The following is a 15053-nucleotide window of genomic DNA, read 5'->3' as shown; positions in this document are numbered from 1 at the left end:
GTCGATCCGATGAGCTTCCGTCCCTTCACAAGCGAGTCCTATGCGCAAGACGACCGCCCCGAAGCCTGGCGGGACGTGCTGGCTGCGATTGGCCTGCAACCGGCGACCGGCCATTCGTTCTTCGATGGTCACGCGACAGCGTCGCATCGCCACGCCGCGGGCGTTGCGCTGACGCGCATGGCGGCCGGCGCACAGAGCGTTGGTCCGCTCTCGCAATCGAACGAAGACCTGCCGATCGCGCTGATGCCTGTCGAGGACGGCATGGTGCTCCAGAGCGCAGGCGGCCACCGCATCGTTCCGGTTGGTCATCTCGTGCTGCTGCCGCGGAGCGGGGACTGGAGCATCGTGTTCCAGCGCGACATGCGCGCCATCGTGCTGGCGGTGACGTCTGAAGCGCTGCACGGACGTCTGTCGGGCAAGCCACGGCTCGGCGAGCCACGGGTCGTTCCACCCAGCGGCTTTGCCGATGTGTTCGCGCGCCTGCTCGATGCGACCGCGCGCACGCTTGATACGTTGAGCGATGCCGAATGGAATGCGGTTGCGCAGTCGCTCGTTGACCTGCTTCTGACGCTCGCGCATCAACTAGCGGCCTCGACGTCAGATGCCGGATCGAGCGCGACGCAGGCCGCGCTGCTGCACCGGATCTGCCAGACCATCGAGCGCAGGCTCGACGATCCCGAACTGGTGCCAGCCCGTGTCGCCCAGGCCGAGGGGATTTCCGAGCGCTATCTGCAAAAGTTGTTCGAGACGGTCGGCGACAACTTTACCCATTACGTCCGCGAGCGCCGGCTCCAGCGTGCCTGGGCCGATCTGTCCAACCCGGCGGAAGCACATCGCTCGATTTCCGAGATCGCCTACGCCTATGGCTTTGGCGATTCCGCGCATTTCAGTCGCGCCTTCCGCCATCGCTTCGGCTTGCCGCCACGCGAGTTCCGCCAGCAGGAGGCGGAGCGCGCGACGACGCAGCACGGGATCACCGGTCAGCGCGGCTGGCCACAGGATGCGCTGGCGCAGCTTCGCGTGCATCAGGCGGGTGCGGAGGCGCGCAGCAATGTCGCCCGCGCTGACTCCGATGCGCCGAGAGCGGCCGGACGCAAGCACCACCATCTTCCGATCGAGGCCAGCCGGGTTCATTGGGGTTATTTCAGCCGCTCGCTCTCGCCGCAGCTCGAGATCACCTCGGGCGATACCATCACTATCGAGACGCTGACGCAGCATGCCTCCGACGATCCCGAACTGATGATCGCGGGCGATGCCGCCGCAGAGAGCGTGTTCGGCTGGACACGGGACAAGAAGAACGTGGACCGCCGCGGCGCGGGCCCGATGGACGCCAGCGTGTTCGGTCGCGGTGCCGGCGAGGGGTTTGGCGTGCACATCTGCACGGGGCCCGTGGCGGTGAAGGACGCCCAGCCCGGCGACGTGCTGGAAGTGCGAATACTCGACATCGTGCCGCGCGCGAGCCGCCATCCCAAGCATGCTGGCCGTGTGTTCGGCTCTTCGGTCGCAGCCTGGTGGGGCTATCATTACGACGAGTTCCTGTCAGGACCGAAGCCGCGCGAGGCTGTGACGATCTACGAGATCTTCGACGACACGGATGCGCCGCATGCCCGCGCGCTCTATTCCTATCGTTGGGAGCCGCAGACCGATCCGTTCGGCGTCGTTCACCCCACTTACGACTATCCCGGTATTCCCGTCTTGCCCGGCACGGTGAAGCGCCGCCACGATGTGCTCGACGGCATCCGCATTCCCCTGCGTCCGCATTTCGGCGTGATCGCGGTGGCGCCGCGCGAGGTCGATTTCATCGACTCTGTGCCGCCGTCCTATTTTGGCGGCAATCTCGACAATTGGCGGCTGGGGAAGGGGGCGAGCGTCTATCTTCCGGTCTCCGTGCCCGGCGCGTTGTTGTCGGTCGGCGATCCCCATGCCGCGCAAGGCGACGGCGAGTTGAGCGGCACGGCAATCGAATGCTCGATGACCGGAACGTTCGAGGTGATCCTGCACAAGAAGGCCGATCTCGCAGGCCAACCGTTCGCCGATCTCAGCTATCCCTTGATCGAGACCGCGACCGATTGGGTGCTGACCGGCTTCAGCCATCCCAACTATCTCGCCGAGTTCGGCGCGCAAGGGCAGAGCGAGGTCTACGCAAAGTCCTCGCTCGACCTCGCCATGAAGGACGCGTTCCGCAAGATGCGGCGCTTCCTGATGAACGTGAAGGGTCTCAGCGAGGACGAGGCGATCGCGCTGATGTCGGCCGCCGTCGATTTCGGCGTGACCCAGGTGGTAGACGGCAATTGGGGCGTGCACGCCATCATCAGCAAGCGTCTGTTCCAAAACTCCCCTTAAAGCGCGCGCCCTAAGCAAGGACAATCAAGTGAAATTCCACATGATCAGCGGCGGACCGAAGCCGGTCGCGCCCTTCAGCCACGCTGTCGAGACCGACGGTTTTGTCTTCGTCACCGGCCAGATGCCGGATACGCCGCAAGCGCCGGGTGTGCTGCCCGATGGCATCGTCGAGCAGACCCACGCGGTGATGGAGAATTTGAAGGTGGTGCTCGGGGGTCTGGATCTCGGCCTCGAGCACGTTGTGATGACGCGGATCTACCTCACGCGCTTCAAGGAAGACTACACGGCGATGAACGAGACCTACCGCACGTACTTCGCACCCGGCCGCCTGCCGGCCCGCACCTGTGTCGGCGTCACCGGGCTTGCCTACGACGCGCTGATCGAGATCGACCTGGTGTGCCGGCGGCCGTAACAGTCCGTCTTTCGTAGCCCGGATGAGCGAAGCGATATCCGGGACCGCTGGTCGCCAGAATCCCGGATATCGCTTCGCTCATCCGGGCTACAACCCCTTGCGTTGCCTGTCGGGCAAAACACCCAAACAACGGGTCAATCCGCTCTCGCGAAACATTCCACTTTACCGAAATTCTGTTTTCTCGTATTCAAGCGCCACCTCATCCCAGTCAGAGGGGCGTATCGCAATCGTCACGAAACGCGGGATGAGCCGTGGTGGACGCTGGACCGCGTCGGCGCGAAAGGCTTCGCAGGGCGGGACACCGTGAGCGAAAAGCGTCGCGCACACGACCGGTGCGGTCCGCGTACGGCAAAACCGTGTCGTCCTGGCGCCCGGGGTCTGTGCGCCAAGTCTTGTGGTGATGTGTGCTGCCCGACCGGGCGCACGCATCAGCCATCCGCAAGGCGACGGGGGCAATAGTGCATCGCTCCCCGGGGAGAACTCGGCATAAGCCGTCAAACCACTACGCAGGGAAGGCCGGTTGTTTGGCTTCACCTGTATGCCGCTGTGCCCATTTTGTAGCGCAACTTTCGCACAGTGGACCGCGGGTGCCAGCCGGCACCCGGTCTTCCCTGCGCCCTCTGACGGAGGAGGGGGTGAGATGAAGCAAAGCTCGGGCGAAGCAAGTCGCGAGGACGCAGATCTGTGTCGGCCTGCACATAACGCGCACTGCCCATCACCGTCATCCTGAGGTGCCGGAGCGAAGCGGAGGCCTCGAAGGGTGAACGGCCCGGCTGCATCCCGGCCGCTCATCCTTCTAGGCTCCCGATGGGGCGCATCGCGCCCCATCGCTCGCGCCTCAGGATGACGGCGACCCAAGGCTCCAACGACGTGAAGGGAACGGCACCGGGGCTGTCAAAAGCTCTCTCGACTTCGCCTCAAACTGCAACCCGCGCGTGCAAGAAGTCTTGATCGGCGGTGATCTAGGGGTGATTGCCCCACCTTGAACGCGTCGCCCACGGCCAGCGACTAATCCATAGAGTGCATAAGGATCAGTGGAATGTGATCGACCTTCCCCCTTGTAAAGCACCAAAATGGTGCTTTAGTGCTTTCCATGAGCCCGTCGCCCCGAAATGCGCCATCGGCGCTTCGATACAGGCTTGCCCCTGACCCGGCCGCCAAGGCCGCGATGGAGGCGACGTTTAGGGCTTATGACCGCATGATGGAGATTCTGGACGAGGTCGCGCGGAGCCATAACGTCGGCTCCAACGTCGTCCTGCTGCATGCCCATGCCTATGAGCCGATCCGGAGAGAAACCGCGCTGCCCTCGCGCCTGGTGACCCTGGGCCTGCGGGACCGCGCCGACTATCGCGCCGCGCAAGGCCGCCGTCTGCCGCTCGACGACAAGCTCGCCAAGATCAAGGGGCCCGCCACCATTTCGATTGCGACCGTGCAAGGGCGCTTCAGCGTGCCCTTCGACTATGCCGGCTACGCGGAGGGCTGGGGGCAGAGCGCGCCCGCGCACCTCATCCGCACCGACGACGGTTTCGAGGTTCACTACGGCGTAACGCCGAACAGTCTGCCAGAGGAGGAGAACGCCATGGATACCATCGCTGCCGCTCCCGAAAACTTCCTGTCACGGGTCGGACGTCTGATCGCCGGGATCGCCTATGACGCGATCGAGCAGGCGGAGGGCAAGAACAAGCTTGGAGTGGTCGGACAGGCCATCCGCGAGATCGAACGTGCGGAAGGCGAGGCGCGTGACGCGCTCGCGTCTGCGCGGGCCGAAGAATACCGTCTCAACGCCAGGCGCACCGAGATCGAGCGCGAGATGACGGATCTCGCACCCAAGATCGAAGGTGCTGTCGCTGATAGCCGCGACGATCTCGCGCGCGCCGGAATCGCACGGCAGATGGACCTGGAGGCGCAGTTCGAGGTGCTCTCCCGCGCCATCGACGAGAACAACGAGAAGATCGAGAATAGTGTCACCTCGCTGCGCGCCGTATTGTCGGCGCTCCAGGACGCCGAGCAGCGCCGCGCCGATCTCGAAAAGAGCGAGGCTGCCGCAAGCCACCAGGCCTCGACGTCACCCCGGAAGCCCGGCGGTGCATCGGCCGCGGCGAAGGCGCTGCGCGCGGGCAGGGCGGTGGCACGCGCCACCGGCGTTCCCGCAGCTATCCCGTTTTCAAGCGACATCGACGAGCTCAGCACGTTGCATCGCGACAAGGAGATTGCAGCGAGGCTGGCCCGGTTGAAGTCGCGCTCCTGAGTCATGTGTCATGAGCGCAATGCTCGAACACGTCATGTCGCCGGAGGTCAGGCCGTTCGCGATCGCAGCGGCCATGATCCTCATCGTCGGCTCCGTCGAGGTGGTCTCGATGCTGGTCGGGGCCTCGCTGAGCGAGCTGCTCGGCACCAACATCGATTTCGGCCACCCCAGCGACAACGGCGTCATCAACGCCATTTCCTGGATCAATGTGGGTGGCGTGCCGCTTCTGATCTTCCTGTTGCTGGTGCTCGGCGCCTTCTCCATCACCGGCTTCCTGATCCAGGACATCGCACGGATGGTCGCCGGTCCGTTGCCGGCAACCATCGCCTCGGTCGGGGCGATCGTGGTGTCGGTTCCGCTGGTCCGTGCCGCCAGCGGCGCCATCGCGCGGGTCATTCCCAAGGATGAAAGCTATGCGGTCGGCCTCGGCGATCTCGTCGGCCGCGTCGGCGAGGTCGTCATCGGTCCGCTCGACCAGGGTCCGCCGGGCCGGGTCAGTGTCGCCGATGTCCACGGTAACAGGCACTTCGTCTGGGCGGTCGCGGCGCCCGCATCGGGACCATTGCCGCAAGGAACCCTGGTCCTTCTGGTCGATCGCGTCGGCACCCGCTTCGTGGCGGTCAAGGCCGACGATGAACTCAAGCCGTCCAAGCCCACTCTAAGCAGTTAGCAAGTCATTATTGGAGAAAGTCATGTTCGACATCGCAGTCCCGGCCATGATCGGCGTCGCGCTGATCGTCGTCCTCGGGATCGTCTTCACCATCCTCTACAAGCGCGCCACGCGCGACGAGGCCTTCGTGCGCACCGGCCTCGGCGGCAAGAAGGTCGTGCTCGACGGCGGCGCCATGATTCTGCCGATCTTCCACTCCTACGCCAGCGTCAATTTGAAGACGCTGCGGCTCACCGTCGAGCGCAAGGAGCGGGAATCCCTGATTACCAAGGACCGCCTCCGCGTCGACATCGTCGCCGAGTTCTACGTGCGCGTCCGTCCCGACGATGAGAGCATTGCGCTCGCGAGCCAGACGCTGGGCGCGCTGACGAATGACGCCGAAGCCCTGCGTAACCAGGTCGAAGCAAAATTCGTCGACGGCCTGCGTTCGGTGGCGGCCACCATGAGCATCCTGGAGCTTCAGGAAAAGCGTAGCGATTTCGTCAAGCACGTGCAGGCGACCGTGGAGTCCGACGTGAAATCCAATGGTCTCGAGCTTGAATCGGTGTCGCTCACCAAGCTCGACCAGACGGATGTCAAATTCTTCAATCCGGAAAATTTCTTCGACGCCGAAGGCCTGACCCAGCTCAAGACCGTCACCGAGACGCGCCGGCGCGACCGCAACTCGATCGTGCGCGACAACGAAGTGGCGATCGCGCAGAAGGACCTCGAGGCACGGCAGCAGACCCTGACCATCGAGCGCACCAAGAAGGAGGCCGAGCTGTCGCAGGAGCGCGACATCGCCAACAAGACCGCGAGCACGCGCGCCGAAGTCGCGACTGCGACGCAGACCGCCCGCCTCACCGAGGAGAACGCCCGCATCGATACCGACCGGGCGGTCGCCGAGAAGGAGGCCGGCGCCAAGCAAGTCAAGGAAACGGCCGTCATCGAGTCGGATCTGGCGATCAACAAGCGCAAGACCGACGCCCAGCGCGAGATCCAGATCGCGACGCAAGAGAACGAAATCCAGATCGCCTCCAAGAGCAAGCAGACCTCGGAGGCCGTCGCCGAAGCCAAGACCGCGGAAGCCATCGCTGTCTCCGCGGAGGAAAAGGTCGTGACAGCCCGCGCCGTCGAGGTCGCCGATCGTGCCCGTCTCACGCAGGTGCTGGCCGCGCGAACCGAGGCCGAACGCAAATCCACTGAGGTGATCGTCGCGGCCGAAGCCGAGAAGAAGGCGGCGCTCGACCGCGCCGAGGCCACCAAGACAGCGGCCACCGCGGAGGCCGAGTCCAACAAGATCAAGGCGGTCGGCGTCAGGAACATCGGCGAGGCCGAGGCTGCAATCATCACGCTCAAGAATGAGGCGCAGAACAAGCTTGGCGCCAACGTCATCGACTTCGAGCTCGCCAAGAAGCGGATCGAGACCATGCCCTCGGCGCTGGCTGAGATGGTCAGGCCGATCGGAAACCTCAAGGACGTCCGCATCCTGCACACCGGCGGCGCATTCGGCGGCAATGGCGGGGCGGGCGGCAATGTCGGCTTCGGCGAAGGGCTCGCCGGCGAGCTTCTCAAGGTGCACGCGCTGCGTCCGATGATCGACGAGATCCTGCGCCAGAGCGGCTTCGCACCGGGCGAGGATCCCGTGAAGACACTGGTCGGCGCCGTCACCGGCAAGGGCAACGGTGCCGCGGTAACGCCGGTGGCTGCACCTGCTCCGGAGAAAACAAACGCCGCCGATCTATGAATGCCCATTCATTGCTGCGGAGAATTCGAATCGGTAAGAACTGGCTTGTTGCGCGTCTCGCGTCGCGCAACGAGCCGGAGTGCAGGTCGATCGCGTGTTGAACCTTTCGATCGCGCTCCGGACGAATCTCTGAGGCAACGCCATTTGTTGTCGCGGCGCCGGCGTAGATCGACGTCAGCCGCCGGAAGCCGTTTTCGATCGGGGGAATTTACATGAAGTATTTTCTGTCTGGACTGATCGCCGTGGGTCTTTCACTCGCCGCCACGGCGTCCTTCGCGGCTGACGCCCGCAACGTCACCGTCGTCAACGAGACCGGCTATGCCATCAAATTCCTGGGCTTCAACGCACCGGACGATGGCCTGGACGAATGGGACAACGAGCTCGACAAGGTCTTGCAGAACCAGGCCTCGACCTATGTCGAGTTCGACGATGATGGCGAGGGCTGCGTCTGGAACATCCGCGTCGACTGGCAGAACTATGACGAGACCGTGCTGTGGAAGAACGTCAACCTCTGCAAGTTTACGGCTCTGCGGCTGCGCTACGACTCCGGCACCAAGACCACGTCGTTCATCGCCGAGTAATCTTGCCTTCGATGGCCGGGAGGAGGGGCCGCACAGGCCCTTCCTCGATGCGTTGCGGAAGATGACGAATTCGTCCTTTGCAAGCGCAAGCGGCTTTGTTATACGCAGCCGCGCGCGAACGACTAGTTCGCCTTTTCCTCGGTAGCTCAGCGGTAGAGCATCCGACTGTTAATCGGATGGTCGCTGGTTCGAATCCAGCCCGGGGAGCCAACTTTCACCGTATTTTCAATGGCTTGCATTTAGACTCTGATCTGACGCGCGATCTCGTTGCGGCAAGTTCTCAAGCGCAAGTTCTCAAGCGGATGTGTACGGTGGGGCTATCGCTGCCGCCGGGGTGACGCCAAATCGACTCAATTCGAATCGAGCTTCGCAGCGCCGGGCCTTCACGGAGCTGATTCCCATGCGAGACATCCAGGTCGACCGTTCCCAATTGGCCCCCTCTATTCTGCCGGCCGACATTCCCGAGCTCAGCGACGATCAATGCCTGGCCTGTCTCGCGCGGGCCGTCGAGGCACCCGATTCGGCGCGGCTGGATGAAGTCGCTGCATTGATCGGCCGCCTTGCGGTCGCGATCGAATAGGCCCATCTCGCTTCCGATGCCGTAACTTGCGGAGCCCGTAGGCCCGCCCGGGCCAACGGACGTGTTGCGTTTTCGCGGAGCCTGCTCCAAAGATGCCGCAACTTTCGTCCGCGGCGTCGTCCGCATTGCAGGGTTCGCAAATGTCCGGTTTCTCGACCGCGCGCCAAAAAATGGTCGATGGCCAGGTGCGCACCACTGACGTCACCGATCGCCGCATTCTCGACGCCATGCTCACGGTTCCGCGCGAGGCCTTTGTGCCCGCGACCAGGCAGGCCCTGGCCTATCTCGACCTCGACCTCGACGTGAGCGAGGGGGCCGCCAAGCGGTACCTCATCAAGCCGGCGCTGACTGGCAAGCTGCTCCAGGCCGCCGAGATCGGTGAGGGCGACAACGTGCTGGTCGTCGGCTGCGCCACCGGCTACCTCGCGGCGCTGACCGCGAAGCTGGCGCGCCATGTCACTGCGACGGAATGCGATTCGGCACTGGCGGCGAAAGCCAAGGATGCCTGCGCCGCGATCGGGCTCACCAACGTGACCTGCAAGGCCGCCGCCTGCGCCGACGGCGATTCGGCTGCCGCTCCCTATGACGTGATCGTCCTCAACGGCGCCACCGAGGTGACGCCGGAAGGGTTGTTCGACCAGCTCAGGGAGGGCGGTCGTCTGGTGGGGGTCTCCGCCGAATCCAGGCCGTCGCGGGCCATGATCGTGACCCGGTCCCATGGCGAATTCGGCTATCGGCCGCTGTTCGATGCCGCAGCCCCGGTGCTTCCGGGGCTGGAACGGGCCGCCGCCTTCGTCTTCTGACGGCCGAAACCCTGTTAAAATACCGTTCTGAATCAGAAGTGTGGCCGGGATGCTGCACGTGAAGAGTTTCCACTGAGAACCACTCAGAGGTAGTTCCGTCGCGCTTGACCGCGTCCTATGTTGCGGCGGGGCAACGACTCCACTTGGATACGGTAACCAGGCTCGCGGGCACGAGCCTGACGTGAGAATGAACGGAATTTCAGGGATGCATGGGGTGAAGCTCTTCACCGGAGTTGCGGTTTCGGTCCTGCTGACGGCGCTTGCCGGGCCGACGCCTGCCTTGGCGGACACGATCGAGGCTGCGCTGGTGCGCTCCTATCAAAATAATCCGCAGCTCAACGCGCAGCGCGCCCAGGTGCGCTCGACGGACGAGAACGTGCCGCAGGCGCTGTCGGGCTACCGCCCCAAGGTCAATGTGACCCTCGGCACCGGGTATCAATATCAGGATATCCAAGCAGCGCAGAAGGCCTCGCCGATCAATGGCGTCCCCCAGTCCAACAGCGCCAGCCTGAACGTGACCCAGACGCTGTACAACGGCAATCAGACTGCCAACAAGACGCGTGCGGCGGAGAGCCAGGTCTCGGGCTCCCGCGAGGCGTTGCGCGTGCTCGAGCAGACGGTCCTGCTGCAGGCCGCCACCGTCTACATGGATTATCTGCGCGATGCGGCGACGCTGGAAGTCCAGCGCAGCAACGTGCGCGTGCTGGAGCAAACGCTCAAGCAGACGCGCGATCGCTTCAATGTGGGTGAGGTGACCCGCACTGACGTCGCCCAGTCCGAGGCGCAGCTGGCAGCCGGCAGGACGCAGGAGCTCACCGCCGAATCGAATCTGACCACCACGCGCGCAAACTTTCGCCGCATCATCGGCAATGAGCCGGTAGCCCTCGCCCCGGGTTCGCCGGTCGACCGCTTCCTGCCGAAGACGCTTCCCTCTGCGGTCAGTCTCAGCTTGGTCGAGAATCCCAACGTCACGGCCTCCATGTACGGCATCGACGTCAACTATCTCCAGGTCAAGATCAACGAAGGCGCGCTGCTGCCGACGGTCACGGTCCAGGCTGCTGTCAGTACGGCCTATCAACAGACCCTGACGGTCTTCCGAACGAATACCGCGTCCGCCATCGCGACTGCCTCCATTCCGATCTTTCAGGGCGGCGCAGAATATTCGCTGATCCGCCAATCGAAAGAGAACCTGGCGCAGCAACGCCTGAATCTTGAAACCACCCGCGATCAGACCCGTGCCAACCTCGTGCAGGCCTGGGGCCAGCTGGAAGCCGGCAAGGCGCAGGTGCAGTCCGCGCAGGCTCAGGTCACGGCGTCCGAGATCGCGCTGAACGGCGTGCGCGAAGAGGCCAAGGCCGGTCAGCGCACCACGCTCGACGTGCTCAACGCGCAGCAGGCGCTGGTCAACGCGCGCGTTGCGCTCGTCACCGCGCAGCACGACCGCGTGGTCGCGTCTTATTCCGTGCTCAGCGCGGTTGGCCGCCTTGCACCGCAGGTGCTCGGCCTTAACACCACGGTTTACGATCCGAGCGTGCACTACCAGCAGGTCCGCGACAGCTGGGTCGGCGTGCGCACGCCTGACGGACGCTGATTGCCGTAGTTCTCCGGTCGGCCTCGCAAACAGTCGAGGCCGACTGGCGCTTTGCTTGCAATCATCAAAATCCCTGACATAGCCTTGCCAAGACGTTGCGGGTCGATTCGCCCCGCATTCGATGTTGCGTGCGTAATGCTGGAGTGACGGGGCAGGGGCGCACCGCCGCACGTTGAGCCGTGATCTGGGGACAAGTCTGGCTGTCACGACGAAAATGTCGGGCCGCCCGTCCGGAACCGGCCAATCCTGTCGTGCTTGGTGTAAAACAACGCATGCGAGGGCGTTGATGATGTGGAGTCGGAGATGACGCAGCCTGCAAAGGTCACAGAACCCTCTATGGAGGAGATTCTGGCCTCGATCCGGCGCATCATTGCCGACGATGAGGCCAAGCCGCCGCCGGCCGAGGCCGCGAAGCCAGCCCCCGCCGCGCCTGCGCCGAAGCCGCAGGCGATGAACGACATTCCACCCTCCAAGGTTGCCCCGGCTGCGAAGCCTGCTGCTGAGAGGCCGGCGCCGCCGCCCGCCGCGGCCAAGCCGGCGCCCCCTCCGACCCCTGCTGCGGTTGAATCCAACAACCAGGACGATATCGACGCGCTGCTGGCTGGCCTAGATGGCGCCACCGCGGCGCCGGAGGTGCGGGTGCCCGAACCGGAGCCTGAGCCCGAGCCCGAGCCCGAACCTGACGTTCTCGAACTGACCGACGAGATGGCGGTCGAGGTTCCCGCGCCGACGCCGTCGCCCCCGCCGCCGAGCTTCCGCAAGGTCGAGCCACGGGACGATCTTGAGTTCGCTGAGCAGCCGGCCCCGCCGCGCCGTGCGGCCCCGCCGCCGTCTTACGAGCCGGTTGATTACGATGCGCCGCCGTTGCCCCCGCAACAGCCGATCCTGGCGCAAACGACGGTGTCGGCGGTCGAATCCGCCTTCAATTCCCTGGCCCACACGGTGCTCAGCAGCAATGCGCGGACGCTGGAGGATCTGGTTAAGGAAATGCTGCGCCCGATGCTGAAGTCCTGGCTCGACGACAATTTGCCGGGGCTCGTCGAACGCATCGTGAAGGCCGAAATCGAGCGGGTTTCGCGCGGCGGCAGGTAGGGTGGGCCGCACCGGCCCCGATAAAGGCCTGCTCTTGTGTCATATTCGGCTGGCCGGTCGGGTCGGAAAGCCCTTTTGCCGCTGAGCTTTCCGTTGACTTGAACCCCGCACGCGGCTTTCTAGCAGCCCCATGATCGAGAAAAATTACCAGCCCGCCGATATCGAAGCCCGCATGTCTGTTGTGTGGGAGGACAGCCTTGCCTTCAAGGCCGGCCGCCCCGACCGCCGCGATGCAGTGCCCTTTACCATCGTGATCCCGCCGCCGAATGTGACGGGCTCGCTGCACATGGGCCACGCCCTCAACAACACGCTCCAGGACATCCTGTGCCGGTTCGAACGCATGCGCGGCCGCGACGTGCTGTGGCAGCCCGGTACCGACCATGCCGGCATCGCCACCCAGATGGTGGTCGAGCGCCAGTTGATGGAGCGCCAGCAGCCCGGCCGCCGCGAGATGGGCCGCGAGAAGTTTCTGGAGCGGGTCTGGCAGTGGAAGGCCGAGAGCGGCGACACCATCATCAACCAGCTCAAGCGGCTCGGCGCCTCCTGCGACTGGTCGCGCGAGCGCTTCACCATGGACGAGGGCCTGTCGAAGGCCGTCGTCAAGGTGTTCGTCGAATTGCACCGCGACGGCCTGATCTACAAGGACAAGCGGCTGGTGAACTGGGACACCAAGCTGCTGACCGCGATCTCCGATCTCGAGGTGCAGCAGACCGAGGTCAAGGGCAGCCTCTGGTATCTGCGCTATCCGATCGAGGGCAAAGCGTTCAGCCCCGAGGATCCCTCGAGCTTCATCGTCGTCGCCACCACACGCCCCGAGACCATGCTCGGTGACACCGGCGTGGCCGTGCATCCGGACGACGAGCGCTATCAGAAGCTGGTCGGCAAGCACATCATCCTGCCGCTGGTCGGCCGCAAGGTGAAGATCGTCGCCGACGACTATTCCGATCCCGAGAAGGGCTCGGGCGCGGTGAAGGTGACGCCGGCGCATGACTTCAACGATTTCGAGGTCGGCAATCGCCACGGCCTGCGCCGCATCAGCGTGCTCGACAAGGAAGGCTGCCTCGATCTCCTAGATAACGAGGATTATCTGCGCGACCTGCCTGAGGGTGCGTCGCAACTCGCCGAGGAATTGCACGGCGTCGACCGTTTCGCCGCGCGCAAGCGCATCGTCGAGCGGTTGGAGAATTTCGGCTTCGTCGAGCGCATCGAGCCGCACACCAACATGGTGCCGCATGGCGATCGCTCGAATAGCGTGATCGAGCCGTACCTGACCGACCAGTGGTACGTTGACGCAAAGACACTCGCAAAACCCGCGATCGCGGCGGTGCGCTCGGGCGAAACCACTTTCGTGCCGAAGAACTGGGAGAAGACGTACTTCGAGTGGATGGAGAACATCCAGCCCTGGTGCATCTCGCGCCAGCTCTGGTGGGGCCATCAGATCCCGGCCTGGTACGGTCCGGACGGCAAGGTCTTCGTCGCCGAGACCGAGGAGGAGGCCGTCAGCCACGCGCTCGGCTATTACGTCGAGCAGGAAGTGATCACGGTCGAGCAGGGGCGCGAGATGGCGCTCGACCGCAACAAGCGCGAGGGCTTCATCACCCGCGACGAGGACGTGCTCGACACCTGGTTCTCCTCGGCGCTGTGGCCGTTCTCGACGCTCGGCTGGCCCGACGACACGCCGGAAGTGAAGCGCTACTACCCGACCAATGTGCTGGTCACGGGCTGGGACATCATCTTCTTCTGGGTGGCCCGAATGATGATGATGGGCCTTCACTTCATGAAGGAGCCGCCGTTTTCGACCGTCTACATTCATCGTCTCGTTCGCGACGAGAAGGGCGCCAAGATGTCGAAGTCGAAAGGCAACGTCATCGATCCGCTCAACCTCATTGACGAGTACGGCGCTGACGCACTCCGCTTTGCGTTGGCACGCGAGGCGGCCCATACGCATGACATCAAGCTGTCGTCGCAACTCGTCGAGATCAATCGCAATTTTGCGACCAAGCTCTGGAACGCCTGTCGCTTCGCGGAGATGAACGATTGCATCTTGCCCGAAGGCTTTGAGCCGGCGAAGGCGAAGGAGCCGCTGAATCGCTGGATCGCACACAAGACTGCGGAGGCCACTCGCGAGGTGACGCAGGCTCTTGAAGCTCACAGCTTCAACGATGCGGCGAGCGTAATGTACCGGTTCGTCCTAAACGTCTATTGCGACTGGTATGTCGAACTCGCAAAGCCTGCGCTGCTCGGGGCAGACGGCCCGCTCAAGGCCGAGACCCGCGCCATGGTTGCGTGGGCGCGCGACGAGGTGCTGAAGCTCCTGCATCCCTTCATGCCCTTCATCACCGAAGAGCTGTGGGAGGTCACCGCCAAGCGCGACGGCTTGCTCGCGCTGGCGCCATGGCCGCTGAAGCCGGACGTGCCGACGCCGGAGCAACTCGCCATGCTCGCCGCAGCGGTCGGACCGACCGATCCGCTCATCTCGCCGATGTTGGTCATGCCGATCTTCGATCATGCCGATTTCACCGATCCCAAGGCTGAAGCCGAGATCGGCTGGGTGATCGATCTCGTCACGCAGATCCGTTCGGTGCGCGCCGAGATGAACATCGCGCCGGCAACGCTGACCGCGCTGGTGCTCGCGGGGGCCTCGGCCGAGACCAAGGAACGGGCGCCGCGCTGGACTGACGTCGTCAAACGGATGGCGCGGCTCTCCGACATCTCCTTCGCCGATCGCGCGCCTGACGGTGCGGTTCAGCTTCTCGTGCGCGGCGAAGTGGCCGCATTGCCGCTGAAGGGCGTGATCGACGTCGCCGCCGAGCGCACGCGTCTCGACAAGGAAATCGGCAAGGCCGATGCCGACATCAAGCGCGCCGAGTCCAAGCTCGCCAACGAGAAATTCGTCGCCAACGCGGCCGAGGAGGTCGTCGAGGAGGAGCGCGAAAAACGCGAGGCCGCGCTGGGGCGCAAGGCCAAGCTGCTGGAGGCGATGGAACGGCTGAAGCAGGCGTCGTAG

The 15053-nt window shown here is 64.3% G+C and carries 11 protein-coding genes and 1 tRNA gene; all 12 read left to right on the top strand.

Annotated elements, in window-relative coordinates; genetic code table 11:
- Positions 1–9: 9 nt before the first annotated feature.
- The 12 genes from UB31_RS07290 (at position 10) to UB31_RS07235 (ending at position 15053) form a co-directional block, all read left to right on the top strand.
- Positions 10–2343 (top strand): acetamidase/formamidase family protein, encoded by a 2334-nt coding sequence (locus UB31_RS07290; RefSeq protein ID WP_045010374.1) that lies wholly within the window; start codon positions 10–12, stop codon positions 2341–2343.
- A gap of 28 nt (positions 2344–2371) precedes the next feature.
- The gene (locus tag UB31_RS07285; protein ID WP_045007276.1) at positions 2372–2755 is read left to right on the top strand and encodes a RidA family protein; all 384 of its coding nucleotides are present in this window, start codon (positions 2372–2374) and stop codon (positions 2753–2755) included.
- 1084 nt (positions 2756–3839) lie between these two features.
- Complete coding sequence (locus tag UB31_RS07280; RefSeq protein WP_045010373.1) at positions 3840–5003, top strand: PspA/IM30 family protein; 1164 nt, start codon at positions 3840–3842, stop codon at positions 5001–5003.
- A gap of 10 nt (positions 5004–5013) precedes the next feature.
- Positions 5014–5673: an OB-fold-containig protein gene (locus tag UB31_RS07275; RefSeq protein WP_045007278.1), complete on the top strand. Its 660-nt coding sequence runs from the start codon at positions 5014–5016 to the stop codon at positions 5671–5673.
- A 22-nt stretch (positions 5674–5695) separates the two neighbouring features.
- On the top strand, positions 5696–7399 hold the full coding sequence (locus UB31_RS07270; RefSeq protein WP_045010372.1) for a flotillin family protein: 1704 nt from the start codon (positions 5696–5698) through the stop codon (positions 7397–7399).
- 212 nt (positions 7400–7611) lie between these two features.
- Positions 7612–7980 carry a hypothetical protein gene (locus UB31_RS07265; protein WP_045007280.1) on the top strand — a complete coding sequence of 123 codons (369 nt, stop codon included), beginning with the start codon at positions 7612–7614 and terminating at the stop codon, positions 7978–7980.
- Positions 7981–8115: 135 nt separating this feature from the next.
- A tRNA-Asn gene (locus UB31_RS07260) sits at positions 8116–8190 on the top strand.
- Positions 8191–8380: 190 nt separating this feature from the next.
- Positions 8381–8560 (top strand): hypothetical protein, encoded by a 180-nt coding sequence (locus UB31_RS07255; RefSeq protein WP_045007281.1) that lies wholly within the window; start codon positions 8381–8383, stop codon positions 8558–8560.
- Positions 8561–8700: 140 nt separating this feature from the next.
- On the top strand, positions 8701–9363 hold the full coding sequence (locus UB31_RS07250; RefSeq protein WP_045010371.1) for a protein-L-isoaspartate O-methyltransferase family protein: 663 nt from the start codon (positions 8701–8703) through the stop codon (positions 9361–9363).
- Between the two features lie 205 nt (positions 9364–9568).
- Positions 9569–10954 carry a TolC family outer membrane protein gene (locus UB31_RS07245; protein ID WP_045010370.1) on the top strand — a complete coding sequence of 462 codons (1386 nt, stop codon included), beginning with the start codon at positions 9569–9571 and terminating at the stop codon, positions 10952–10954.
- 303 nt (positions 10955–11257) lie between these two features.
- Positions 11258–12046, top strand: coding sequence for a PopZ family protein (locus UB31_RS07240; RefSeq protein ID WP_045010369.1), 789 nt, complete (start codon positions 11258–11260; stop codon positions 12044–12046).
- A gap of 130 nt (positions 12047–12176) precedes the next feature.
- Positions 12177–15053, top strand: coding sequence for a valine--tRNA ligase (locus UB31_RS07235; RefSeq protein ID WP_045010368.1), 2877 nt, complete (start codon positions 12177–12179; stop codon positions 15051–15053).

This window comes from Bradyrhizobium sp. LTSP849 (assembly GCF_000938255.1).
Classification (GTDB): Bacteria; Pseudomonadota; Alphaproteobacteria; order Rhizobiales; family Xanthobacteraceae; genus Bradyrhizobium.
This window is presented reverse-complemented; position numbering and strand designations above follow the sequence as displayed.

Bases quoted from the DNA above. Each gene is read 5' to 3' on its own strand.
- UB31_RS07255 (WP_045007281.1), top strand. From the start codon at position 8,381: ATGCGAGACATCCAGGTCGACCGTTCCCAATTGGCCCCCTCTATTCTG.
- UB31_RS07275 (WP_045007278.1), top strand. From the start codon at position 5,014: ATGAGCGCAATGCTCGAACACGTCATGTCGCCGGAGGTCAGGCCGTTC.
- UB31_RS07250 (WP_045010371.1), top strand. From the start codon at position 8,701: ATGTCCGGTTTCTCGACCGCGCGCCAAAAAATGGTCGATGGCCAGGTG.
- UB31_RS07235 (WP_045010368.1), top strand. From the start codon at position 12,177: ATGATCGAGAAAAATTACCAGCCCGCCGATATCGAAGCCCGCATGTCT.
- UB31_RS07245 (WP_045010370.1), top strand. From the start codon at position 9,569: ATGCATGGGGTGAAGCTCTTCACCGGAGTTGCGGTTTCGGTCCTGCTG.
- UB31_RS07265 (WP_045007280.1), top strand. From the start codon at position 7,612: ATGAAGTATTTTCTGTCTGGACTGATCGCCGTGGGTCTTTCACTCGCC.
- UB31_RS07240 (WP_045010369.1), top strand. From the start codon at position 11,258: ATGACGCAGCCTGCAAAGGTCACAGAACCCTCTATGGAGGAGATTCTG.
- UB31_RS07290 (WP_045010374.1), top strand. From the start codon at position 10: ATGAGCTTCCGTCCCTTCACAAGCGAGTCCTATGCGCAAGACGACCGC.
- UB31_RS07270 (WP_045010372.1), top strand. From the start codon at position 5,696: ATGTTCGACATCGCAGTCCCGGCCATGATCGGCGTCGCGCTGATCGTC.